Here is a 25,029-nt window from a genome sequence, read left to right on the forward strand (position 1 = left end):
TTTCCTTATTAAATAGACTGCCTTTTATTTAAGCAATCTCAAGTAAGTGGATACTTTTTCTTTTAATTGTCTTCTATCTACGATGAAGTCTAAGAATCCATGCTCTAAAATAAATTCTGAAGTTTGAAATCCTTTTGGAAGGTCTTTTTTGATTGTTTCTTTGATAACACGAGGTCCTGCGAAACCAATTAAGGCACCAGGTTCAGCGATATTAATATCTCCTAACATGGCATAGGAAGCAGTTACACCACCTGTTGTTGGATCTGTTAATAAACATACATAAGGTAAACCAGCTTTAGCTAATAGGGCTAATTTTGCTGCAGTTTTAGCCATTTGCATTAAAGAAAATGCAGCTTCCATCATACGTGCTCCGCCTGATTTGGAAATCAGCATAAACGGAATTTTATGTTCGATACAATAATCTATGGAGCGTGCAATTTTTTCGCCGACAACGGATCCCATTGAACCTCCGATGAAAGTGAAGTCCATACAAGCAATAACAAGCTCTTGGCCATCAATCTTACCATGTCCTGAACGAATCGCATCTACCAAACCTGTTTTAGCTTGACTTTCTTTTAAGCGTTCCGCGTAAGGTTTTGAATCGAAGAAATTAATCGGGTCTCCTGAGCTTAATGTAGGGAATAATTCTGTAAACTCATTATTATCAAAAATGATTGAAAAATAGGCTGCAGAACCAATTCTAAGGTGGTATCCACAGTATTGACAAACGTAATTGTTTTCGATTTGTTCAAGGTTCAACAACGGTTTTTTACATGATGGACATTTGTTCCACAATCCGTCTGGGGCCTCTTTTTTATTTTCTGTTGCCGTGTTAATTCCGGCTTTATCTCTTTTAAACCAACTCATACGATAGTTCTAATTCAGTTACAAATAAACAAAATTATTTTGTTTAGTAGAAGTATTCCTTAAAATTGCTGTGTATTTACGATTTGTGAAAGGAAGCTACCCGAAATTTTGGGCATAAAAAATGGGTAAGCTCCTTTTATCGCACCGCTCAACCAGATACCCTTGCTTTGTTCCCAACCTGGGGGAGTCAATGGGAGCTGGTCGTAAAAGACTTACCCACCACAAAAGTAGAAAAAAAATCGTTCTAAAGAAAGATTTTTTGCTAATTGTGCTTAGCCCGCTGATAGTCAGGGAGAATAATTTTATGTCTTATCTTTTGCGTAGTCTCCGCAGAGCGAATAATACCCAAAAAGCCCAAGTCCAATTGAAATAATTGGCGTTAAAATGAACATAATGATGATTCCGAAGACTAAATCTTCTTGATGTCCTATTTTTATTTTAGGAATCGCCAATTCAAATAGGCAAAAATATGCGGTGTATAGGGCGAGTGCTATCCATAGGATGCCTAATATTCTTTTTAGATTATCCATTGTTGAGATGATTAGGTTTGTTTTTAATGTAAATGGTACCAATGATAAAGCATACTGCAGCAATTATGATGGGATACCATAGGCCAGCCAAATAGAATTCGGGGTCAAGAGCAAGTTGGGCATTGGTGGTAAGATATGTGGATATGGCGGGTAATAAGCCTCCAAATATGCCGTTTCCTACATGGTAGGGAAGCGACATGGACGTATATCGGATCTTGACTGGGAACATCTCTACTAGAAAAGCAGCAATTGGCCCATAAACCATGGTGATATAGATGATCTGGATAAAAATGAGTGCTGTTAGCCACAATCTGTTTTTGCCGTGTACGGTCACTGTTTTTTTGATGACGGTTTCTTTTGTATTGGACTTTTCTTGGCTTATCTGCTGTTCATATGTGTCATCTGTATAGTGCGTGATGGTTTGTACCTTATTCTCTTCCAACTTTAATGTTTCGGTCGAACGGATATCTTTTGTAGTGGTATCTGCGAGTTGGTACATGGCTTTATATATTGGTCGGTAGGTGCATAACGCGAGTAACATACCTAAAAGCATGATCCACTTTCGTCCAACTTTGTCGCTTAGCCAACCAAAAAAGATAAAAAATGGTGTACCTACGAGTAATGCTGTGCCCAATATCATATCCGCTTCATCTGAGTTCAGGTGCATAACGGTCTTCATATAGCTCATGGAGTAGAATTGGCCTGTATACCAGACGACACCTTGTCCCATAGCTGCACCGAATAAGGCGAGCAGTACAAATTTAAGGTTATAGCGATTGCCGAAACTTTCTTTTAACGGATTTTTACTGGTTGTACCCTCTTCTTTAGCCTTGGCAAATTCTGGTGATTCACTCATGTTTTTACGGATGAGATAAGATACATAGACCATCAGAAGGGATAGAATAAAAGGAAACCCGCCAGCCCCAGTCATCAAATTGCTGTTCGGTGAGGATATTTTTGGTGACGAGAATAACGACAAGCGATATAAAAAGACCAAAGGTAGCTGTTGTCTGAATCCAAGATGTCCAATAGCCTCTTTGTCCTTCTGGAGCATGTTCAGCGACGTATGTGGCTGCGCCGCCATATTCACCGCCCAATGCAAGGCCTTGCAATAGGCGAAGGATGAGCACGAGTAAAGGGGCCAAGAAACCGATGCTTTGGTAACTTGGTATACACCCGATTAAAAATGTAGCTCCACCCATGAGTAGTAGTGTGACCATAAAGGTGTATTTTCGGCCTATTAGATCACCAAGTCTTCCGAAGAATAGGGCGCCAAATGGTCTGACGACAAATCCTGCGGCAAATGTCGCTAAGGTGGATAGAAATGCCGCTGTTGGATTGTCAGCAGGAAAGAATTTGGTCGAAATCACGATGGAAAGGCTTCCGAAAATAAAGAAGTCGTACCACTCGATGAGTGTGCCCATTGAAGAGGCACCAATTACTTTCCAAATGGTTTTATTGTTTGGACTTTGTTTCATTTAGGTTGATGGTTTATTGGATTAGGTTGTCTTATAGTTGGTATATTTTTCCGGGTAAAGAAGTGATATGGCCACTCATTTCCATTTCTAGAAGTACCATGGCTAGCTTACTTTGTGGCCATGCGCAGTATCTACTGATTTCGTCAATGCCCACTTGTTGTTTATCTTGGATGAAAAGATAGAGGTAAAGCTGTGCTTCATTGAGCTCTGGAGGCATGAGCGTGAGCTGAATAGCCTCTTTTACTTTTTGGTTTTCCCAATTCATGAGATAGCATAAATCTTTAACATCTCTGATGAGATGAGCGCGATTGGTTTTAATCAGGTAATTGCATCCGGCAGAATAGGGTTTGTCTATTGCTCCTGGAAATGCACATACATCGCGGTTGTAGCTGTTGGCTATTTCTGCAGTAATAAGTGCTCCTCCTTTTGTGGCGGCTTCTACGACAATAGTGACGTCGGACATACCTGCAATTATGCGGTTGCGCATGGGGAAGTTCTGACGATCTAAATTGCTGTCTGAGGGGAATTCGGTTATTAAGCCCCCTTGTTGTAGCATTGCTGAGGCGACTTCTCTATGACTGGCTGGATAGATACGGTCTAACCCGTGTCCCAATACACCAATTGTGGGTATTTGTTGTTTTAAAGCATTTTTATGGGCCATGATATCGATACCGTAAGCAAGTCCACTGATGATGGTGGTATCTAATGGTTTCAGCTGTTCTAGGAGCATTTCGCAAATATGCCGACCATAGTTTGTTGCATTTCTTGTTCCTACAATACTGACTACTCGTTCTTTATTGAGGTCTGCATTGCCTTTGTAGTATAGGACTAGCGGTGCATCTTCACAATTTTTTAATTTCTGTGGGTAGTCTGGATTTGCAATCCATAATACTTGGATTTGATGCTTTTTAATAAATTCAATTTCTTTTTCTGTGGCTTCTTGATAGTTTTTACTGGCTATTTCTGCGGCTGTTTTACTATTTACACCTGGTATTGTTGCTAATGTGCTGGCCTTTGTTTCTAAAATCTCTTGTACAGATCCACACTGAGCGAGTAAAATCCGCGCAGTTTTAGGACCTACTCCCTTGATTTTGGTGAGTGCTATTTGATGATAAAAGTTCATAGTTGGTTATTTAAAGATAGTAATATTTTATTGAATTTCAGTTGTTAACGTTTATTTGTTGGATTTTTTTAATGGTTTTGGCAAGAATTTTTGAGGCATTTTTAGAGAATATTGAGATAGCTTGTATCTTTGTACTAAATAAAAAGATTTGACTATGGAAATGAAAGAACCTTTTGATATAGAAATTGAGGATGTTGTTTATTCTGTTTTCCCTGAGGAGGAAGATACTTACGTTATTTTTAAAGAGGGGGTGGAGTATGTGCAGATCATTAAGGATACGGAGAGCTTATGGTTAAAAACTAATCCAGAGACGGGTTTGCCGATGTTTGGTATGGATGAAGAGGTGAACGCTATTGGCAAAAAAATTATAGAAGAATTGGGTTAATTTTTTAAGATTGATAGACAGTTAAACAAAGTTAAAATCTTGTGTTGCGTTTCTTTTGTTGTTATGTTTAAATAACCAAATTATAAGAAATGAATCCAGGTCGTTTACTTTTTTTGCTGTCTATCTGTTTCCTTTTGTTTTTTAGCAGGGCGAAATCTTCATCTGCTCGTATAGCTCTTTACAGTCAGGATACCAGTCGTCGGGACAAAAAGGTGGTTAACTTTGATACGACTAAAATGGATACTGCGCTAGTCGTTGGTGAAAAATTGTCGGCGGAAGAAAAGATGGCGGAAAAGCAAGTCGCATATAAGTCGATTTATTTTTGGGGAGATACCAAAAATATGGTAACCTTACCCCATCAGGGTGGCCTCGCTGTTAATCTCAATAAGTTATATAATCTGTTGAGCAGGCAGGGTAGAGCATCGCGACGACTTCAGCGGCAGTTCGAACGGGAGTTTGAACAAGACAAGGTATTAGAGCAATGGAATGCCCTATCCGAGGCGTATACTCCTTTAACGGGAGACTCGTTGATAAAATTTCGTATTTACTATCAACCTTCTTACAAATGGTTACGGCATTCAGACCATTATGATCAAATTGCTTATGTACAAAATAATTTAAAAAACTATCTGGATTCTGTTGTAATCATCCATCAACGTTTGAGTCTCCCAAAATTGGAAATCTTAAATCCCTAAATTACATAGGGACATAAACGACATATTTTGTTTCAAAGAAATCTTCTTTGAAGTAATCTGATAAGGGATGCAATTCTGCTTTTAAGCGTGATTCTTTAATCTCTTCTTTTAAATCGCCACCTTTGAGGTATAAGATACCGTTAGGGACTCCGTTTTTATCTTGTTTGAGAAACTTGTTGCGTATCCAAGGTGCAAAATCAGCTAATCGTGTTACTGCTCGTGATACGACAAAATCATATTTATCATCTAACTGTTCTGCACGGATGTGATCGGCTTCTACATTCTTTAACCCCAATGCTGCTGCAATTTCGCGTACGACTTTTATCTTTTTTCCTATGGAATCTACTAAGTGAAAGTGGACTTCTGGAAATAGTATAGCGAGTGGAATCCCTGGAAATCCACCTCCTGTGCCTACGTCTAAGATACGTGTGCCTGGTGCAAATGTCATCGCATACTTAGCGATGCCCAGTGAATGTAACACATGGTGCAAATAAAGGCTTTCCACGTCTTTGCGTGAAATGACATTGATTTGGTTATTCCAGAATGGATATAGCTCTGCTAGTTGTGCAAACTGGGTTTTCTGAACTTCTGTTAAGTTCGGAAAATATTGATATATGATATCTACTGTAGGATTCAAAGCGAAAGTTTTAAAATGAATATTATTTCCAGCTAATGGATTTCTTTTTTCGGTTAAATAAACCGTTGGTACAAATATAGAAATAGTAGATGATGTCTAATAATGGTAACCACCAAATGAGATCAAAAACTGCTAATTTCTTATAAATGGAGCTAAAAGTGATAAGCTGTGCAAGTAAGCGAATGAGGTAAGCTGCTACTGGCACATACCAGTAATTGGGAAATAATATTGCTGTTATGATGATAGCGCAATAAAACATAAAAGAAGTAATCAGTTGGATACCGAGCATACGTTGATGCTTTTTCTTGTAGATAACGGAAGCACCGGAATGTCTTGCTTTTTGCTTATAGTAGCTTTTCCATGTTGTTTTGGGTTCGGAGTATACGATAGCATCCGGATGGATGGATATAATGGTATTGCTTTTGGTGGCATTTTGATTGACAAAAAGGTCATCATCTCCCGATTTGATATGCATATGGGAAGCAAACCCCTTATTGCGAAAGAATAAGGATTTCGTATATCCCATATTTCTTCCAACAGCCATATAAGCGTCTTTTTTTAAGGCATACGAGAGGTAGCTCATTGCCGTGTGTGTGGTTTCAAAACGGATGAGCTTGTTTAAAAATCCATTATATTTGAAATAGGGAGAATAGCCGATCACAATCTCCTTATCTGGTTGACTTAATGCGCCAGCAGTTTCTTTTAACCAATTGTTGGAGTTTGGATTGCAATCAGCATCTGTAAATACCAACTTTTCATGTTTAGCGGATTTGATACCGAGTGAGACTGCGAATTTTTTGCCATGTTTAAGACGTATATGTTCTTTTATATCGACAACACGTAAGTGCTTATATTTTGATTCAAAATCTTTTAGAACCCACCTGGTTTCATCGGTAGAATAATCGTTGACAACAATAACTTCAAAATCAGGGTAATCTTGTTCTAAAATAGAGGTTAGAAACTGTTTGAGGTTTTCCTGTTCGTTATGTGCACATATAATGACCGATATAGGGTCTACTGTCTCTTGTTGTTCATAGGATTGTACTTGGTGTCGACTTAATTTTCCATATACAACTATAATATAGTACAATTGGAAGAGCAACAATAGTGCAATGATGCCGAAGGCGATGTAAGGGTAATAGAGGGCGTATTGTTGTACGATGGTCATATGTTGCAAAGATAGTATGTTCGAAGGATATTTGTTTTATTATTGTTTTTTGTAGCATAAATGTTAAAATGTTGTGAAAGGTCAATCTTTGCATTGGTTTTTATAGTATTTTTGCAGAGATTTTTGAAAAAAGCAAGTCGGGGAATTTGTTTTCTGAAACTTTAAGAATCATCAAATTAGACTCCCCAAAAAAATAAATATTTAATGAAATTCACCCTTCAAGTACAAGATAAATTTTCGAAAGCGCGTGCAGGTGTTGTTGAGACTGCTCACGGAAAAATTCAAACGCCTATTTTCATGCCTGTTGGTACCGCTGGTACGGTTAAAGGTATTCATCAACATGAATTAAAGAATGATATTGAGGCTCAAATAATATTGGGTAATACCTATCACCTGTACTTAAGACCGGGATTGGATGTTTTGAATAAAGCTGGAGGACTTCATAAGTTTATCGGTTGGGATCAACCGATTTTAACGGATTCAGGAGGCTATCAGGTGTACTCTTTATCTGACAACCGTAAGATAAAGGAAGAAGGGGTTACTTTTCGTTCGCATATAGACGGCTCTAAGCATTTGTTTACGCCAGAGAATGTGATGGATACCCAACGTGTCATCGGTGCAGATATTATTATGGCATTTGATGAGTGTACGCCATACCCATGTGATTATGGTTATGCGCGACGTTCGATTGAAATGACGCATCGTTGGTTGAAGAGGTGTTGTGACCGTTTTGATAGTACAGAACCTTTATATGGTTATGACCAGACGTTATTCCCAATTGTTCAGGGGTCTGTTTATAAAGACTTACGTGAAAGATCTGCTGAGAAAATTGCTTCTTTCAATCGTGAAGGAAATGCGATCGGAGGCTTATCTGTTGGTGAACCGGCAGAGGATATGTATGCGATGACAGAAGTTGTCTGTAATATCCTTCCAGAAGATAAACCGCGATATTTGATGGGAGTGGGTACACCGATTAATTTATTGGAAAATATCGCATTGGGTATCGATATGTTTGATTGTGTGATGCCTACACGTAATGCACGTAATGGCATGTTATTTACACGTCATGGCACCATTAATATCAAGAATGAAAAATGGAAAGATGATTTTTCTCCGATTGATCCTGATAGTGATCTTTTTGCAGATCAGGTATATACAAAAGCTTATTTGCGTCATTTAATTCGTTCTCAAGAACTTTTAGGTGCACAAATTGCTTCTTTACATAACTTACACTTCTATTTGTGGTTGGTGAAGGAAGCACGTGAGAAAATTGTAGATGGTACATTCTACGATTGGAAAAATAAAATGGTAAAGGTTTTGGGTCAACGTTTGTAATTTTTTGCATCTTAGTAACATTATGTTTTCTATCATTGATCGTTATATTATTAAAAAGTACTTGAGCACATTTGTGTTCACGATGGCTATTTTTACAGTTGTCATGGTTATTTTTGATATTTCAGAGCGGTTGGACGATTTCTTGAAGTATAATGCTCCTATGGACAAGATCATATTTGAATATTATGCGGGATTTATTCCGTTTTATTTGAATTTTTTGTGTCCTTTAATCAACTTTATCGCTGTCATTTTCTTTACTTCGAAGATGGCCGATCAAACGGAAATTGTCCCCATATTAAGTGCTGGATATAGTTTTAATCGTCTTCTAAGGCCGTATGCGTTCTCTGCAACCTTAATATTTGCGGTTTCTTTTATTTTCAATCTCTACATTATTCCGAAAACGAATAGAATTAAGATTGGATTTGAGAATATCTATGTGAAACCACTTAAAGATAATACCAAGATTTCTACGCATATGCAGATTGATAAAAACAGTTATGTGTATATAGACAATTTTGATAATAATTCGAAGGTTGGCTATAAGTTTGTCTTAGAGAAATTTAAGGGCGATACCTTGTTGGAAAAGATGATCGCTGAACGTATTACTTGGGATTCTGTTTCGACGAAATGGAAAATACACGATTATACAAATCGGGTTATTAATGGTCTTCATGAACGGATGGATAAAGGGGTGGTAAAAGATACGACCTTGGATATGAAACCAAGCGATTTCGAACTGTACGATAATATTTTTACAGCAATGGATACCAAGGAGCTGAATGAGCGTATCTATAAAGAAGAGATTAGGGGGACAGGGATGATGACGGACCTTAAGTTGGAAAAGTATAAGCGGTATGTTTATCCTTTTTCGGCATTTGTATTGACTCTGATGGGGGTAGCATTGTCTTCTAAAAAAGTAAGAGGGGGTATTGGTTTGAGTCTAGGGATTGGTATTGGTTTGAGTTTTACCTATATCGTTTTTATCCAATTTGCCAATATGTTCTCGTTAAAGGGTGGGCTTCCACCTTTGATTGCGGTATTAATTCCCAATGTAACATTTTTAATTATTGCAATCTATTTGGCGATTAGAGCGCCAAAATAAATATTTCCACTGATGTCTAAAATAAAAATTAATCAGAATGTTCTTATTCTGCATTTAACGATTCTGATATGGGGCTTTACCGGTATTTTGGGGAATTTAATTTCGATTTCTGCGATACATCTTGTTTGGTATCGGGTTGCCATTGCGGCGATTTCCTTATTTATATATCTTATTGTAAGTAAGCAACAAATCCGTGTGACGCGCAGAGACTTGCTCTCCTTTACTATGGTTGGGGGGATAGTAGGTCTGCACTGGGTCTTGTTTTTTTATGCGATAAAAATATCGACAGTATCAGTGGCTTTGGTCACTTTGTCTTCCCTCACGCTGTATACTTCTATTTTGGAACCTCTTATCAATAAGCAAAAGATAGCGATGATGGATATGGTTGTCGGTATTGTGATTATAATGGGAATCTATATGATATTCCAATTTGAATCGAATTATATCGAGGGTATTATTGCAGGTCTGTCCTGTGCATTTTGTGCGAGTATTTTTTCTATTGCAAACTCAAGGATGGTTAAAAAATCGAGTGCTACCTTAATCACTTTTTATGAAATGGTGGGTGCTTTCTTTTGGGTATCTCTATTCATGGTTTTTAGTGGAGACTTCAATGAGCAGATGGCATTGAATCAATCGGATCTCATCTATTTATTGATTTTAGGTGTTCTTTGTACTGCTGTTGCGTATGTGTTAGGTGTTGCGGTGATGAAAGAATTGAGTGCCTTTACGGTTGCGCTAACCACTAACTTGGAACCTGTATATGGTATTCTGTTGGCGATGCTCATCTTTGGACAGAAGGAAACGATGAGTCTGGGATTCTATGGTGGTGCTGCTATTGTTTTGGGTGCGGTATTCTTTTATCCTTATCTGAAGACAAAAATTGAAAAACGGAAACAGGATTTGATTATTAGAAAGATTTATTAGCATGGTAAAACGCAGCTGACTTTGCGTTATATTTTCTTCATTGAATAAGCCTCGTAAATATACTTTACGAGGCTTATTTATTTTTAATAACTGGTATTTAAGAGAATTGATGGATCATTTCTTTGCTTTCAAGTTCGGATACTCCCATGAGAAATTCATCGACTTTTCGGGCGCATTCACGACCTTCTGCTATCGCCCATACGACTAATGATTGCCCTTTTCTACAATCTCCGGCGGTAAAAATATGATCGACCGAGGTTTTAAAGGCTTTATCTGTTGCTATGATATGACCATGGATATCGACTTGAACACCTAATTTTTCTGGTAATTGTTGTTCTGTATGTTGATAACCAACAGCTAGTAGCACCAAATCTGCCGGAATTTCTTTTGGTTCGGATTTACTTATCTGGGTTTTTCGTCCATAGTCATCCACTTCATATTCGACTTCTATGATTTGTACAGTTTTGACATTCCCATTTTCATCACCAATAAATGCTTTTGTTTCTGTTGCCCAGAGGCGCTCGCATCCCTCTTCTTGAGAAGAGGTTGTATTGAACGTGATTTTATCCATTGGCCAAGGGTTGTTTTTCAATCTTTGTTTTGCAGGGATGGGTTTGCGGGCGATCTGTCTGATGCTTTTGGCTTGTTGACGATTGGCCGTTCCGATGCAATCTGACCCTGTGTCACCATCACCAACAACGACAACATGCTTTCCAGTTGTCATGATTTGAAACTCATGATTTTCAATTCCACTTACTTTCTTATTTTGCTGTTTTAAGAAATCCATTGCAAAATGAATACCTTTTAAGTCTTTTCCGGGGATATCGAGCTGCCATGGCACAGTAGATCCTGTGGCTATAATAACAGCATCATAGGCCAGCAATTCGTGGATAGGAATATTTTTTCCGACTTCAGCATTTACCTTAAACAAGATACCTGATGCTTGCATGATGGAAATTCGTCTGTCGATAATTTTTTTATCCAATTTAAAATCAGGGATACCATAGCGTAATAAACCGCCTACTTGATCATCGCGTTCAAACACCACCACATCATGTCCAGCCTTATTCAATTGTGCTGCGGCTGCTAATCCTGCAGGGCCAGAACCGATTATAGCGATTTTTTTATTCGTTTTAATATAATTTTTATGTGGTTTTACGTAGCCTTTGTTAAAGGCGATTTCGATAATATGCTTTTCAATCTCTTCAATGGCAATAGGTGAACTATGAATGCCGAGAACACAAGCAGACTCGCAGGGGGCTGGACAAATTCGTCCCGTAAATTCAGGGAAGTTATTTGTTGAGGAAAGGATATTGTAGGCATCCTCCCATTTTCCATCGTATACGGCATCGTTAAATTCAGGAATAACATTGCCTAAGGGACAGCCTGAATGACAAAATGGTATACCACAGTCCATGCAACGTGCTGCTTGTTTATGTAGTTGGCTATCGGAATAGCCTTTGTTAAATTCTTGATAATTTTGTATCCTGCTTGCTACCGGTTCTTTTTGTGGAAGCTCGCGCGTGTATTCTTTAAATCCTGTTATTTTTCCCATGATTTTTCCTCCTGATTATGCTTCTACTAATTTTGTCCGTAATACCTGTTTGTATTCTTTTGGAAATACCTTGATAAAACTGACCTTTTTCGTTGTCCAATTTTCGAGTATATCTTGTGCAATGATACTACTAGTCAATGAAATGTGTCTTTTTAAAAGGGCAATGATCGCCATCTCATCTTCTTGTTCTAATGGGTCTAAGTCAATCATTTCAGTATTGCAGTTTTCTCTAAAAGTTCCTAATGGATTATATACCCATGCGATACCACCGCTCATACCGGCGCCAAAATTACGTCCAGTCTCTCCTAAGATAAGTGCTCTACCCCCTGTCATATACTCACAACCATGATCTCCAACTCCCTCTACGACAGCCGTAGCACCAGAATTACGGACAGCAAAGCGTTCACCTGCTTGTCCATTAATAAAAAGATGACCTGATGTGGCGCCAAATAGGGCGACATTGCCGATGATAATATTTTCATGAGGTACTAATATGCTTTCGGCTTTTGGGTAAATAGCCAATTGTGCTCCAGATAACCCTTTTCCGACGTAATCGTTTGCTTCACCTTCCAGTTCGAAAGATAATCCTTTGGTCGAAAATGCTCCGAAGCTTTGTCCTGCGGACCCTTCGAATTTATAATTAATCGTGTTGTCAGGTAGCCCTACTGAGCCATATTTTTTGGATATTTCATTCGAGAGCAAGGTGCCAATAGTACGATCGGTGTTTTTGACAAGGAAAGTTCCAAAGACAGGCGTTTTGTTTTCTAAAGCTTGTTTTGCTTGTGTAAGCAATCCCCAATCTAAAATCATACCCATACCATGATCCTGTTCTTCGGTATTGTATAGCGATTGATCGGAATCATTAGGCTCGACATATAGGATTCCTGAAAAATCTATCTTTGAGGCTTTCCAATGATCTATGTTCTCTCTTTTTTTTAAGAACTGAGCTTTTCCTACCATTTCATTGATGGTTCGGAATCCCAATTCAGCCATCGTTTCGCGGATTTCCTCTGCCATGAAGCGAAATAAGTTAACAATGTCTTCTGGTTTTCCCGTAAATAATTTCCTTAATTCAGGATCTTGCGTCGCTACGCCAACAGGACAGGTGTTTAAGTGGCACTTACGCATCATGATACATCCCCCAGCAATAAGAGCTGCGGTCGAGACACCCCATTCTTCAGCACCTAATAAGGTTGCTACAACAATATCACGGCCTGTTTTTACTTGACCATCTGCTTGCAATACTATGCGGCTTCTTAGTTTGTTTTTAACTAAAGTTTGATGCGCTTCCGCTAGACCCAGTTCCCAAGGTAAACCAGCATGTTTGGTCGAACTGATGGGAGAAGCACCTGTTCCGCCATCGAATCCTGCTATTAAGATGACGTCGGCATGTGCCTTTGCTACACCAGCGGCTATGGTACCTACACCTGCTTTGGAAACTAGCTTTACATTGATACGTGCTGCCCGATTTGCATTTTTTAGATCAAAAATTAATTGGGCTAGATCTTCAATGGAATAGATATCATGATGTGGGGGCGGGGAGATTAACCCGACACCCGGTGTGGAATGTCGTGTTTTAGCGATCCATTCGTTGACTTTAGGACCCGGGAGCTGGCCACCTTCTCCTGGTTTGGCACCTTGAGCCATCTTAATCTGTATTTCATCTGCTTGTGTCAAATAATTAGAGGTTACGCCAAAACGTGCCGATGCCACTTGTTTGATTGCCGATCGCATAGAATCACCATTGGGTAAAGGTTGGTATCGTAATTCATCTTCACCTCCTTCTCCGGTATTTGATTTTGCTCCAATGCGGTTCATCGCGATTGCTAACGTGCTATGCGCTTCATGCGAAATGGATCCAAAAGACATCGCACCAGTTGCAAAACGTTTTAAGATCTCATTGGCAGATTCTACCTGATCCAAGGGAATGGCAGTTCTATGTTTTGCGAAATCCAACAACCCTCGTAATGTAAATAGCTGTTCTTTTTGATTGTTTATTTTTTCAGCATATTTTTTATAGGTTAAATAGTCATCATTTCGACAGGCTTGTTGCAGTAAATGTACGGTCTCTGGATTCCAAAGGTGTCCTTCGCCACGACGTTTCCACTGATATATACCCCCTTCTGGAAGTAATGTTTTTACAGTTCTACTTTCTTTGAAATTGCTCCAATGTTTAGTCAATACTTCTTGTGCAATATCATCGAGATTTAGACCCCCAATACGAGATACGGCTCCACAAAAATACTTATCAACTACGGTTTTGTCTATTCCTAGTACTTCAAATATTTGTGCTCCATGATAAGATTGTAGGGTGGATATCCCCATTTTGGAGAATATTTTTAAGAGTCCTGCATTAACCGCTTTTACGTAGTTTTTAGAAAGTTCTGGCCAGGTCAATTCGGTATCCAATTTACCTTGTTCTTTCATGGTTCGGATACTTGCTAAGGCCATGTAAGGGTTTATTGCGGTGGCACCAAAGGCGAGTAGACATGCAAAGTGATGTACTTCCCAAGTATCTCCAGCTTCCACAACAAGTCCAACTGCTCCGCGATTACCGGTTTTAATGAGATGGTGATGTACTGCTGATACCGCTAAAATTGATGGGATTGGTGCATGTTGCGAATCGATCGCACGGTCAGAAAGGATCAATACCTCGAATCCATCTTTTACCGCATCATCTGCATAACGGCACAGTCGCTCTAACCCTGCTTCTAGTGAACCGCTTTGTCCATCTGCTCTGAAGTATGCTTGTAGAGTTTTTGCTTGAAAAGCCCCTGTATCAATGGAACGTAGTTTCTCTAATTCTTTTGATGTTAGGATGGGGTGTTCAAGAGTTACACAATGACAGAACTTTTTATCTTCAATCAATATGTTCCCAGCATTTCCAATGAATGTGGCTAAGCTCATCACTAATCTTTCGCGAATAGGATCAATGGGAGGATTTGTAACTTGTGCAAAAAACTGTTTAAAGTAACTTGAAAGATGTTGTGGGTGATCCGATAGAATGGCCAATGGCACATCGGATCCCATAGACCCTGTAGGCTCATAGCCATTGATTGCCATGGGTGTCAATATTGTTTCGAGGTCTTCTCGAGAATATCCGAATGTCTGTTGGTATTTAAATACCGATTCTTTGGATAAGTAGGTGTATGTAACGCGTGGTTCTGCTAATTCTGCTAATTTTATTTTGTAACTGTCTAACCAATTGCCATAAGGTTGTTGACGTACTAATGCTCCTTTCACTTCTTCATCGGATAAAATTTTCCCTTGCTCCATATCCACCAAGAAAATTTTCCCAGCTTGTTGTCTTCCTTTTTTAATGATTAAGGATTCGTCAATAGGAAGAGCGCCTGCCTCGGAAGCGACAATAACGCGATGGTCAGCTGTTATGGCATAGCGAAGGGGACGTAGTCCATTGCGATCTAAGGTAGCACCGATCGATTTTCCATCTGTGAAACAAAGGGCTGCGGGACCGTCCCAAGGTTCCATTAGTGTAGCATGATATTCATAGAATGCTCTTTTGAGTGGATCCATCTGGGTATTGCCATCCCATGCTTCGGGTACAAGCATCAACATAACGTGTGCAAGGCTTCGGCCACTATGCAATAAGAGTTCTGCAACATTATCCAAGCAGGCCGAATCCGATTGTCCATAATCTACCACAGGTAATAAGATTTCCATTTCTTCTGGGGTAAAGTAGGGCGACGATAGTGCTCGCATGCCTGCATAGAAACCAATTGAGATTGCCTGTTAGGGTATTGATTTCACCATTGTGTGCTAACATCCGAAATGGTTGTGCTAATGACCAAGAAGGGAATGTATTGGTTGAAAATCTGGAGTGTACTAAGCCGAATGCTGATATTACTCGTGGGTCTCGGAGATCTTCGAAATAGGATCCAACTTGATAGGTGGTTAGTTGACCTTTATAAATAATTGTTTTGCAAGATAAGGAAGCGAAGTAAAGCGGGAGTGGGTATTCTTGGTACTGTTTGATTTTTTGGATAATCAAGCGTCTTAGGACAAATAGTTTGCGTTCAAATTCTTCAGTGTTGTGAATGGTATCGGGTCTGTCGATAAAGAATTGAACGATTTCGGGCTCTGCACTTAATGCGGTAGGTCCTATGCCAGCTCTGTTTACTGGGACTTCCCGAAATCCAAGGAACTTCATTTCTCTTTCAGTTGCTGCTTCATGAATAACTGTTCTACAGATTTTATTCATTTCCGGTTCTTTGGGAAGAAAAACCATTCCAGTCCCATAATATCCGGGTTCTTTTAATTGTATACCGAGGTTAATACACTCTTCCCATAGGAACTCATGCGGTAATTGGATCATAATACCTGCTCCGTCACCACTTTCTGGGTCGCAGCCACATGCACCGCGATGTTCCATGTTTTCTAACATGGTTAGTGCATCTTTTACCTGATTATGTGATTTTATTCCTTTAATATGCGCTACAAAACCAACCCCACAGGCATCATGTTCAAAGCTTGGGTCGTATAGACCTTGCTGATTTTTGTTACTTTCAATCATCTTCCTTTTCAATTATTACTTTGCTAATATACGAATAAAATCACTATAATATTATAGATATTATAAGTTATTTTACATTAAGTTGTGTTATTGATAATTAATACTGCTTTTATTAAAGATATTGTATTTGCTTGTGCTTTTGGATTTTATTTTTTTCAATTGTACTGCCGCTGTTATTTTGGTGTTATAGGTTAAAGCGCGGTCTTAAAAATTGTCTGATGAAATTGGAAAAAGGCAGTAAAATATTTCATCTTCTTAAGTACTGGTCCTGATAAAAGCCGTAGCAAACGCTTATTATTATGACCGCATGATTGATGTTCGACGTACAATTGAGCTTGCTATAGGACTTGTAGGAGCCAAGTACGGTTGTTTATCGGGGTTTGTTCGGTTGTTGTTTGTCTTTTTGTCGACCCCAAGTTGAACAACAGCCGAATGCAAGTCGAACAAGCCCCGAAGCATTGTCCTATCTGTATCCTAGCATTTTCAGAGAGTTGTTAAGTATTGTATGCACTTTCATGGACATCTATGGACATCCGTGGACTTTTATAGGCTTATTGTCGTTCAGTGTATTCAGATCTTAAAAGGAGGATATAATTTCTTTGTTTTCTTAAAAAAGAACATTTTCAGGATAGGATAAGTTCTGCAACTTGTTTTTTCTGCTCTATATATTTGATATTCTTTCTATATCTTAGCTTTTATTATTTTCCTTATAGAAGGAAGTAGAAGACAGTTTAACCATGAAGATTACTGAAATAGAAATATATCGACTAAGTATCCCAATGGAACCTTTTGTGATTGCAACAGGAACCATGGATTTTGCCCAGAATACTTTTATTCGTATCCATACGGATGCAGGTATTTTTGGCGTTGGGGAATGTTCGGCGTTTCCGATGATTGTTGGCGAAACACAGGATACTTGTCTAGTCATAGCACGTGATTTTGCTAAAATATGGAAGGGGAAAGACCCTTTACAAATCAGTGAACGTCTTGCCGAGTTGGATCTATATATCGCTGGAAACACAACCATAAAGTCTGCATTTGATATGGCTTTATATGATATTGCTGCAAAAAATGCGGGATTACCCTTATATCAATTCTTAAAGGGTGCTCCTCGAGAAATAGTCACCGATATTACTATAGGTATTGGTTCTCCAGAGGAAATGGCAGCTAAGGCCAAGTTGTTGTACGATGCTGGTGCTGTCATGTTGAAAGTAAAATTAGGAAAAGAAGCTAAAACAGATATTGCACGTGTTCGTGAAATTCGAAAAGCTGTTGGATTTGATATGCCTATTCGTATAGATGCCAACCAAGGGTGGTCTTATCATGATGCGGTGGAGGTTTTGCAAGGTTTGGAACCATTCAAGATTCAATTTTGCGAACAGCCTATGCGGACTTATTTAGATCATATGCTGCCTCAACTTAGAACAGAAACTACGGTGTTGATCATGGCCGATGAGTCTGTTTATTCGCATCACGATGCTGAGCGCCTTTGTCGTGCTGATGCTTGTGATTATTTGAATATCAAATTTTCAAAATCTGGAGGTATTCATGAAGCATTGAAAATTGCTGCAGTGGCATCTGAATTTAATATGCCATGTATGATAGGAGGGATGTTGGAAAGTCGTTTGGCACTATCCGCTAAAGTTCATTTTGCATATGCTGCGCCAATTGTGAAATTTTATGATTTGGATACGTGTATGGTCGGCCATTTGGCAGATCCTGTTATTGGGGGTATTCAGTATAATGGTTATCGGATAAGCATTTCAGATAATCCAGGGATTGGGGCTGATATGGAACAGGAGTATTTGAATTCCTGCGAGTCTTGGATTATTTAGTCCTCGCTATCATTTTTTAACATTTGTTAAAAAATGATAGCAGAGCATGTTGTTTGCTAGTCCTCTGGATTTAAAATAAATAATATTCAGTACCTTTGTGGCACTTATTATTGTATTAAAAGTAGCAAAATATTATGAGTACACAAAAAGGTCCTATTTCTCAGTTTATTGAGGAAAATTACCTTCACTTCAATGCTGCGGCATTGGTGGATGCAGCTAAAGGTTATGAGGCTCATCTATTGGAAGGTGGTAAAATGTTAATTTCTTTAGGTGGTGCGATGAGTACTGCTGAATTGGGAATTTCTTTGGCTGAAATGATCCGTCAAGATAAGGTACAAATCATTTCATGTACAGGTGCAAACCTGGAAGAGGATGTGATGAACTTAGTGGCACACTCACACTATAAGCGTGTCCCTAATTACCGTGACTTGACACCAGAGCAAGAAAAAGAATTATTAGATCAACATTATAATCGCGTAACAGATACTTGTATTCCTGAAGAGGAGGCTTTCCGTCGTCTACAAAAGCATTTGGAAGATGTATGGCATGCTGCTGAAGCGAAAGGTGAACGTTATTTACCACATGAATTTTTATACCAAGTGGTTAATTCTGGTGTGTTGGAACAATACTACGAGATTGATCCTAAAAATTCTTGGATTGTTGCTGCTGCAGAGAAAAACTTGCCAATTATCTGTCCAGGATGGGAAGATTCTACAACGGGTAACATCTTTACTTCCAATGTGATAAAAGGTAAATTGAATGTTCATACTGTAAAATCTGGTATTGAATATATGATTTATTTAACGGAATGGTACCGTGCAAACTCTTCGGGTAAGGGTGTTGGTTTCTTCCAAATTGGTGGTGGTATTTCTGGTGACTTCCCTATTTGTGTTGTTCCGATGATGTACCAAGATTTAGAGTGGGAAGGTGTACCTTTCTGGTCTTACTTCTGTCAGATTTCTGATTCAACTACTTCTTATGGTTTCTTATTCTGGTGCTGTTCCAAATGAAAAAATCACTTGGGGTAAATTAGATATCGATACACCAAAATTTGTGGTTGAGTCCGATGCAACAATTGTTGCTCCTTTGATTTTCTCTTACATCTTGGGTAAATAATAAAAATATGTCGAATTTACTGACTTCTGATCCCATTGCTTTACAAGCATTTATGACCGAAACTATTTTCGCGACTTCTGATGCTGTTGATGCTATGCTGGTTCAATCGGAGTCTGTATCTTCATCCTTAATTCCTCAACAGGCTGCTGCTCATCCAGAACCTGTTGAGGAATTTATTTATCAAGGTGATAAAGCACAGGGAATACTTTTTATCTTAAGATATCCTGCTTATCCTTATTTCTCTCCTGAGGCTGAGGATGCTTTTATTAAAACGATTGGTGCCTTGAAGTTAACACCGTCTGATGTTGCGGTCGTTAATTTGGCCAATGCTCATAATCCAAATGAATTTAAAAGAATCATGACATTTTTCACGCCGCAAAAGATTATTCTTTTAGGTGTGGAGCCTGAATCTTTAAAATTGCCTGCCATCGCGCATAATTCTTATATGCATGGACGTATTGCTACTGTTTTCAACACTTATAGTTTTGAAGAAATGTTTGCAGATATGGCCAAGAAAAAAGCCTTTTGGTCTGAGTTTAAATCATTAATTCAGCATCAGCGCTAACGTTGTTACGCTATAATTAGCTATTTTTCTAATATATTTATACATTTGGGTAAATTCCTATTCAGATGATTGAACTTATTTTTGCGACTAATAATGCACATAAATTGGACGAGGTGCAAGCTATTGTGGGCGAGCAATTCCTGCTTAAATCTTTGGCAGACATAGATTGCCATGATGATATCCCTGAGACAGGGGTTACTTTTCACGAAAACGCAAAGCAGAAAACAGATTTCTTGGTCAATAAATACGGATTAAATTGTTTTGGAGATGATTCTGGACTAGAGATTGATGCCTTAAACGGTGAGCCTGGTGTTTATTCAGCACGTTACTCTGGTACTCGAGATATGCAAAAAAATATCAGTTTGGTGTTGGAGAAATTAACACATGAATCAAATCGCAATGCTCGTTTTAAGACTGTAATTTCTCTTTATCTGAATCAACAACAATATTTTTTTGAAGGAAGTATTGAAGGGAAAATTATAATGGAACTTAAAGGTACTGACGGATTTGGTTACGACCCTATTTTTATTCCGAATGGTTTTAGTAAAACATTTGCAGAAATGACTGCGGAGGAGAAAAATAAAATTAGCCATCGCGCTATAGCGGTCAGTAAATTAGCCGAATTCTTGGGTAAATTTTAGGGGTTTCAAATCTACTAATTTCAACTTTACGCTCTTCTTGGTTTTATAAAAGTTTTTTAAGTTAACGGCACCATAGTATGGTCAACAATTTAATGTGCTTTCATTAGCATTATTCTTAGGTATTCTAAACCACATGGACAAATTATGCTAATCGAAATACAAAATCTTGAGTCTGCTGTATTGGAAGGTGATGTTCAATCTCCATTTTATCAAATTATGATGCTGGAGAACTGTTCGGAATTTTCCGTTGATTTTACTTCTTATACCAGTCCAAGTTACTCTTTGGTTTTTCTTTCTCCTTATCAACATTTTCAATGGCAAGGTAAAGGGACATCTTTAATAAAAAAATTAGAATTTCATGGTGATTTCTATTGTATAGAGTATCATAAGAAAGAGGTAGCCTGTAATGGACTATTGTTTAATAATATTTATTTAGAGCCTTTTGTAACCGTGTCTAAAATGCTCTTTGATGAAATATCGTTGATTTTTGATAAGATCAATGATGAACAATCTTTAAAGAATAGTTTTTCGGAATCTGTACTGAAGGCTTACTTGCAATTAATTTTGGCGCTTTGTAGCAAGGCGAAATCTTCACAAATTGGTCAACAAATGATTTGTCAAGATGAATTGACGGTTGGTCTGAAGTTTCAGAATTTATTGGAATCTTATTTTTTGAAGGAGAAATCTGTGCATTTTTATGCTCAAGAACTTGCATTGGCTTTGGACACGTTTAGTAAGCGGATAAAAAAGGAATTGGGTAAATCTCCTTCTCAATTGATACAAGATCGTGTTGTTCTTGAAGCAAAGAAAATGTTGCATCTAACCTACTTGTCTATTAAGGAAATTGCTGCTCAACTACAGTTTGAAGATGAATTTTATTTTAGCCGCTATTTTAAAAAAAATGTAGGAATTTCTCCTTCTGGCTTTCGAGATCGGGTAGGTATCTCTATTGTAGCAAAATAATCTATAGAATTTACGGATTTGTCCATGTAATATCTGGTTTATTTATAGGTACTTTGTAAGTACATTAAATTTAGATACTTATGAACGAATTTATTTCTTTTTTAGCCAAGTTACAACATCAATTTATTAATTTTTTATGTATCGCTATTTTTGTTGTGATGGCATGGATAGGGGGCTTAAAGGCTTTTCAATACGAGGCTGATGGGATTGTTCCATTTGTTGCAAATAGTCCTGCAATGTCTTTTTTGTATACCAAAGCTGCACCCGAATACCAGCAATATAAAAATCCCGAAGGTAAAACTGTTCAAAAAAATATAGACTGGCATAAGGAAAATGGAACCTATTTGTTTTCTTATGGTTTAGGTACTGTAATCTTAGGGATTGGATTGTGTGTTTTGTTGGGGATTTGGTTTCCGAAAATTGCGGTGATTGGTGGAATATTGACTTTCGGAATGTCATTGGTAACGCTTTCTTTCCTGTTGACGACTCCAGAAACATTTGTTCCAAATTTGGGTGGTGATTTTCCTACGCCTCATTTTGGGTTTCCCTTATCTGTCGGGTGCTGGTCGATTGGTTATAAAGGATATCATTATGATGGCTGCTGGTCTGGTTATTGCATCAGATGGTGCTAAGCGATTGTTGAAACGTTAAGTCATTGATAATCTATCGGAAATTCTATAAATTTAACCTAAAATAGTATAATCCTTAGGCTTTTCTAAAGACTATTTTTGTGATGTACATTTTAAAATCTGCTTAGTCTTTTTTTGGAGAGCTATTTGTGCTCTCTGAATGTTCCCAGTCTAGGCGGTTTTTTAACATGTTGAACAATCATTAAAATAGGTTTTATGTTATTAAAATACATTACACTCGTCGTTGGTTTATTTGTTGCTTTTCCACATACATTTGCCCAGCATCATCATCAGGAAGTAAGTCAATCGGAAGCATTATATGTGTGCCCGATGCACCCTGATGTAACTTCTAATAAGCCTGGAGCCTGCCCTAAATGTGGTATGGCGCTTGTAAAGAAGGAAGGAAAAAAACAAGATACCGTGCATCATCAGTCTCAGGGTGAAAATCCTTACTTAGGAAATAATAGCAAATATACCATTTTTCAGAATTTTGCTATTCCAGTTGCAAAACCAACCACTGACCCTTCGGGGATTCCAGCATTTACTTTATCGAATCTAGAAAAGGATATCGAGACCAAGACGATAGCAGGGGCTCGTGCAGGTTTGCATCTGCCTGTTGGGACGGAAGGAGTAAAGACTGTTCGTTATGATTTATTTGTATCGGACTCGATTGTAAACTTTACGGGCAAAAATCGGAAAGCTATTGCTGTGAATGGAAGCCTTCCAGCACCCCCGTTGGTATTTACTGTAGGCGATACGGCTTTGATTTATGTGCATAATAAAAGTGATGAACCTACGTCTATACATTGGCACGGTATATTCCTCCCAAACCGTATGGATGGTGTTGCGCATTTAACCCAGCACCCGATACCTCCTCATGCAACTTATGTCTATAAATTCCCAGTGTTGCAGGATGGTACATTTTGGTATCATAGCCACTATTCCTTACAAGAGCAAATTGGTTTATACGGAGCCCTGATTTTTAATAAAAGGACGGAACCTGATATTCCGACAATACCTGTTGTTTTGAGTGATTGGAGTGATATGAATCCACATGAGATTAATCGGAGTTTACATGCGGGAAGTGACTGGTTTGCCATCAAAAAGAAAGCGACCCAGAGTTACAGTGAGGCTATCAAAGCAGGACGTTTAAAAGTGAAATTGACGAATGAGTGGAAGCGGATGACTGCAATGGATGTCAGTGATGTGTACTATGAGAAGTTCTTAATAAATGGTGCCCCAGCGCAGCATTTGTCTCAATTTAAAGCGGGTGATCAAGTTCGACTAAGGATCGTAAATGGTGGCGCTTCCACCTATTTTTGGTTGAGCTTCTCTGGAGGTAAATTGAAAGTTATCGCCAATGATGCCAATGATGTTACTCCTGTAGAGGTGGACAGAATGCTGATTGCTCCTTCTGAAACATACGATGTTGTGGTTACCATCCCTGAAAATATGAAGTACGAGTTCTTGGCGACGGCAGAAGACCGAACGAATCATGCTTCATTATGGCTGGGGTCTGGTATGGAAATGCCTGCTGATAAATTGCCCAAGTTGGCTTATTTTGAGGGAATGAAGATGATGAATGACATGATGAAAATGAATGGGGATATGAAACCCATGGGGCATGAAATGAGTTTGCAACAGGTCGATATGAATGCGGTGATGTATCCTGAGTTGAAAAAGGATGTAGAAGATGATTCCAGTGGTTCTCATGCAAAAAAAGTATACGTATGTCCTATGCATCCCGATGTTGTTTCTGATCAACCAGGCAGTTGTCCGAAATGTGGGATGCAATTGGAGTTAAAGAAGCCATCTCACCAGACTGAATCAACGCATCATCATGCTACCAAAGGTGCGGGTGATTTGGTAACCCTAAACTACAATATGCTTGAGTCTGTTGAGAAAACGACTTTACCTGCTGGGACATGGAAAGAGCTGGATTTTGAACTGACGGGTAATATGAACCGTTATGTATGGACAATAAATAATAAGACGGTTTCGGAGTCAGATAAAATTTTGATTAAACGCGGTGAAAATGTGCGTATAAAACTGTATAATAATTCGATGATGCGTCACCCGATGCATCTTCACGGACATGATTTTAGATTAATCAATCAATATGGCGAGCGATCACCTTTGAAAAATGTAGTCGATATCATGCCGATGGAAACCCTGACTTTGGAGTTTGCACCTACGGAGGATGGTGATTGGTTTTTCCATTGTCATATTCTGTACCACATGATGAGCGGTATGGGGCGGATATTCAACATGGAGAATTCGGAAGCTAACCCTGAGATTCCGAATCCTGAAGAAGCTTATCGCATGATTAAGATGGATGATAGGATGTTTACCTTATCAGGCGAAGGTAGTCTGCAGAGTAATGGTACAGAAGGATTGGTTACCTATGCTAATACACGTTGGCAAGTATCGCAGATGTGGAATGTAGGCTATAAAGCTACGCATGGTTACGAAAGTGAAACGACTGTGGGACGCTTTATTGGTAAAATGCAATATTTAATGCCTTATGTCGGTTTTGATTACCACTATAAAAAAATAACGGACCATGAAAAGAACCTGTTTGGTAACACGGAGCGGAATATGTTTGGTCAAAAAGCGAATAGAAGTAATCGAAGGGTACCTGTATTTGGTATCGCCTATACCTTGCCTTGGTTGGTGACTGCAGATATGCGTGTGGATACAAATGGGAAACTACGATTTCAATTGGGCAGGGAAGACATACCACTAACTCCTCGTTTACGTATGAATTGGATGGTGAATACGGATAAGGAATATACTATTGGTTCCCGATATATCATGACGAAGTATATTTCGTTAGGTGCACACTACGATAGTGATATGGGGGCTGGAGCTGGATTGGTATTCACTTATTAATCGATAACCCTTCTTGTGTAGGAAGAATAAGAAAGGTCGGATTTGCGCATTGCAATCC

At 38.6% G+C, this 25,029-nt stretch carries 17 protein-coding genes, 1 other RNA gene and 4 pseudogenes; 13 read left to right on the forward strand and 9 right to left on the reverse strand.

The window, feature by feature from the left end:
* Positions 1-24 precede the first annotated feature (24 nt).
* The 5 genes and pseudogenes from accD to dprA all read right to left on the reverse strand — a co-directional run bounded on the left by accD (position 25) and on the right by dprA (position 3,998).
* Positions 25-867, reverse strand: coding sequence for an acetyl-CoA carboxylase, carboxyltransferase subunit beta (gene accD / locus ACFX5U_RS01985; protein WP_280570837.1), 843 nt, complete (start codon positions 865-867; stop codon positions 25-27).
* 120 nt (positions 868-987) lie between these two features.
* Positions 988-1,085: signal recognition particle sRNA small type (gene ffs, locus ACFX5U_RS01990), an RNA gene on the reverse strand.
* Between the two features lie 84 nt (positions 1,086-1,169).
* Positions 1,170-1,397 (reverse strand): DUF6814 family protein, encoded by a 228-nt coding sequence (locus ACFX5U_RS01995; RefSeq protein ID WP_038695842.1) that lies wholly within the window; start codon positions 1,395-1,397, stop codon positions 1,170-1,172.
* A pseudogene (locus tag ACFX5U_RS02000) lies at positions 1,390-2,875 on the reverse strand (MFS transporter). The gene ACFX5U_RS01995 and the pseudogene ACFX5U_RS02000 overlap by 8 nt, the downstream one beginning before the upstream one ends.
* A gap of 31 nt (positions 2,876-2,906) precedes the next feature.
* Positions 2,907-3,998, reverse strand: a complete 1,092-nt coding sequence (dprA, locus tag ACFX5U_RS02005) for a DNA-processing protein DprA (protein ID WP_400262370.1) — start codon at positions 3,996-3,998, stop codon at positions 2,907-2,909.
* Between the two features lie 154 nt (positions 3,999-4,152).
* On the opposite strand from dprA, the gene ACFX5U_RS02010 reads away from it, so the two are divergent.
* Positions 4,153-4,383, forward strand: a complete 231-nt coding sequence (locus tag ACFX5U_RS02010) for a hypothetical protein (RefSeq protein ID WP_038695847.1) — start codon at positions 4,153-4,155, stop codon at positions 4,381-4,383.
* Between the two features lie 89 nt (positions 4,384-4,472).
* Complete coding sequence (locus tag ACFX5U_RS02015) at positions 4,473-5,078, forward strand: hypothetical protein (RefSeq protein ID WP_280570829.1); 606 nt, start codon at positions 4,473-4,475, stop codon at positions 5,076-5,078.
* A gap of 1 nt (position 5,079) precedes the next feature.
* Here ACFX5U_RS02015 and rsmG read toward each other — a convergent pair whose 3' ends face one another.
* On the reverse strand, positions 5,080-5,715 hold the full coding sequence (gene rsmG / locus ACFX5U_RS02020) for a 16S rRNA (guanine(527)-N(7))-methyltransferase RsmG (protein ID WP_038695851.1): 636 nt from the start codon (positions 5,713-5,715) through the stop codon (positions 5,080-5,082).
* A gap of 22 nt (positions 5,716-5,737) precedes the next feature.
* On the reverse strand, positions 5,738-6,883 hold the full coding sequence (locus ACFX5U_RS02025) for a glycosyltransferase (RefSeq protein WP_280570827.1): 1,146 nt from the start codon (positions 6,881-6,883) through the stop codon (positions 5,738-5,740).
* Positions 6,884-7,087: 204 nt separating this feature from the next.
* Between ACFX5U_RS02025 and tgt the strand changes: the two genes are divergently transcribed.
* From tgt to ACFX5U_RS02040, 3 genes are read left to right on the forward strand one after another with little or no spacing between them, the layout of a single operon-like run.
* Positions 7,088-8,218, forward strand: coding sequence for a tRNA guanosine(34) transglycosylase Tgt (tgt, locus tag ACFX5U_RS02030; RefSeq protein WP_038695853.1), 1,131 nt, complete (start codon positions 7,088-7,090; stop codon positions 8,216-8,218).
* A 22-nt stretch (positions 8,219-8,240) separates the two neighbouring features.
* Positions 8,241-9,320, forward strand: a complete 1,080-nt coding sequence (locus ACFX5U_RS02035; protein WP_038695855.1) for an LptF/LptG family permease — start codon at positions 8,241-8,243, stop codon at positions 9,318-9,320.
* Between the two features lie 12 nt (positions 9,321-9,332).
* Positions 9,333-10,244, forward strand: a complete 912-nt coding sequence (locus ACFX5U_RS02040; protein ID WP_038695857.1) for a DMT family transporter — start codon at positions 9,333-9,335, stop codon at positions 10,242-10,244.
* A gap of 97 nt (positions 10,245-10,341) precedes the next feature.
* Here the strand turns inward: ACFX5U_RS02040 and ACFX5U_RS02045 are convergent, their stop codons facing one another.
* Complete coding sequence (locus ACFX5U_RS02045; protein ID WP_400262371.1) at positions 10,342-11,799, reverse strand: glutamate synthase subunit beta; 1,458 nt, start codon at positions 11,797-11,799, stop codon at positions 10,342-10,344.
* Positions 11,800-11,814: 15 nt separating this feature from the next.
* A pseudogene (gene gltB, locus ACFX5U_RS02050) lies at positions 11,815-16,330 on the reverse strand (glutamate synthase large subunit).
* 737 nt (positions 16,331-17,067) lie between these two features.
* Between gltB and ACFX5U_RS02055 the strand changes: the two are divergent.
* From ACFX5U_RS02055 to ACFX5U_RS02090, 8 genes and pseudogenes are all read left to right on the forward strand, one after another.
* The gene (locus tag ACFX5U_RS02055; protein ID WP_280570818.1) at positions 17,068-18,165 is read left to right on the forward strand and encodes a dipeptide epimerase; all 1,098 of its coding nucleotides are present in this window, start codon (positions 17,068-17,070) and stop codon (positions 18,163-18,165) included.
* Positions 18,166-18,299: 134 nt separating this feature from the next.
* Positions 18,300-19,281, forward strand: a pseudogene (locus ACFX5U_RS02060) (deoxyhypusine synthase family protein).
* 7 nt (positions 19,282-19,288) lie between these two features.
* Complete coding sequence (locus ACFX5U_RS02065; RefSeq protein WP_280570815.1) at positions 19,289-19,846, forward strand: hypothetical protein; 558 nt, start codon at positions 19,289-19,291, stop codon at positions 19,844-19,846.
* Positions 19,847-19,911: 65 nt separating this feature from the next.
* On the forward strand, positions 19,912-20,487 hold the full coding sequence (locus ACFX5U_RS02070; protein WP_400262372.1) for a non-canonical purine NTP diphosphatase: 576 nt from the start codon (positions 19,912-19,914) through the stop codon (positions 20,485-20,487).
* A 144-nt stretch (positions 20,488-20,631) separates the two neighbouring features.
* Positions 20,632-21,450 carry a helix-turn-helix domain-containing protein gene (locus ACFX5U_RS02075; RefSeq protein WP_400262373.1) on the forward strand — a complete coding sequence of 273 codons (819 nt, stop codon included), beginning with the start codon at positions 20,632-20,634 and terminating at the stop codon, positions 21,448-21,450.
* Between the two features lie 158 nt (positions 21,451-21,608).
* A pseudogene (locus ACFX5U_RS02080) lies at positions 21,609-21,908 on the forward strand (DUF417 family protein); the annotation flags it as partial.
* Positions 21,909-21,966: 58 nt separating this feature from the next.
* Positions 21,967-22,101 (forward strand): DUF417 family protein, encoded by a 135-nt coding sequence (locus ACFX5U_RS02085; protein WP_400262374.1) that lies wholly within the window; start codon positions 21,967-21,969, stop codon positions 22,099-22,101.
* 194 nt (positions 22,102-22,295) lie between these two features.
* Positions 22,296-24,971 carry a multicopper oxidase domain-containing protein gene (locus ACFX5U_RS02090; protein ID WP_400262375.1) on the forward strand — a complete coding sequence of 892 codons (2,676 nt, stop codon included), beginning with the start codon at positions 22,296-22,298 and terminating at the stop codon, positions 24,969-24,971.
* Positions 24,972-25,029 lie beyond the last annotated feature (58 nt).

Source organism: Sphingobacterium sp. SG20118 (genome assembly GCF_044740685.1).
Classification (GTDB): Bacteria; Bacteroidota; Bacteroidia; order Sphingobacteriales; family Sphingobacteriaceae; genus Sphingobacterium.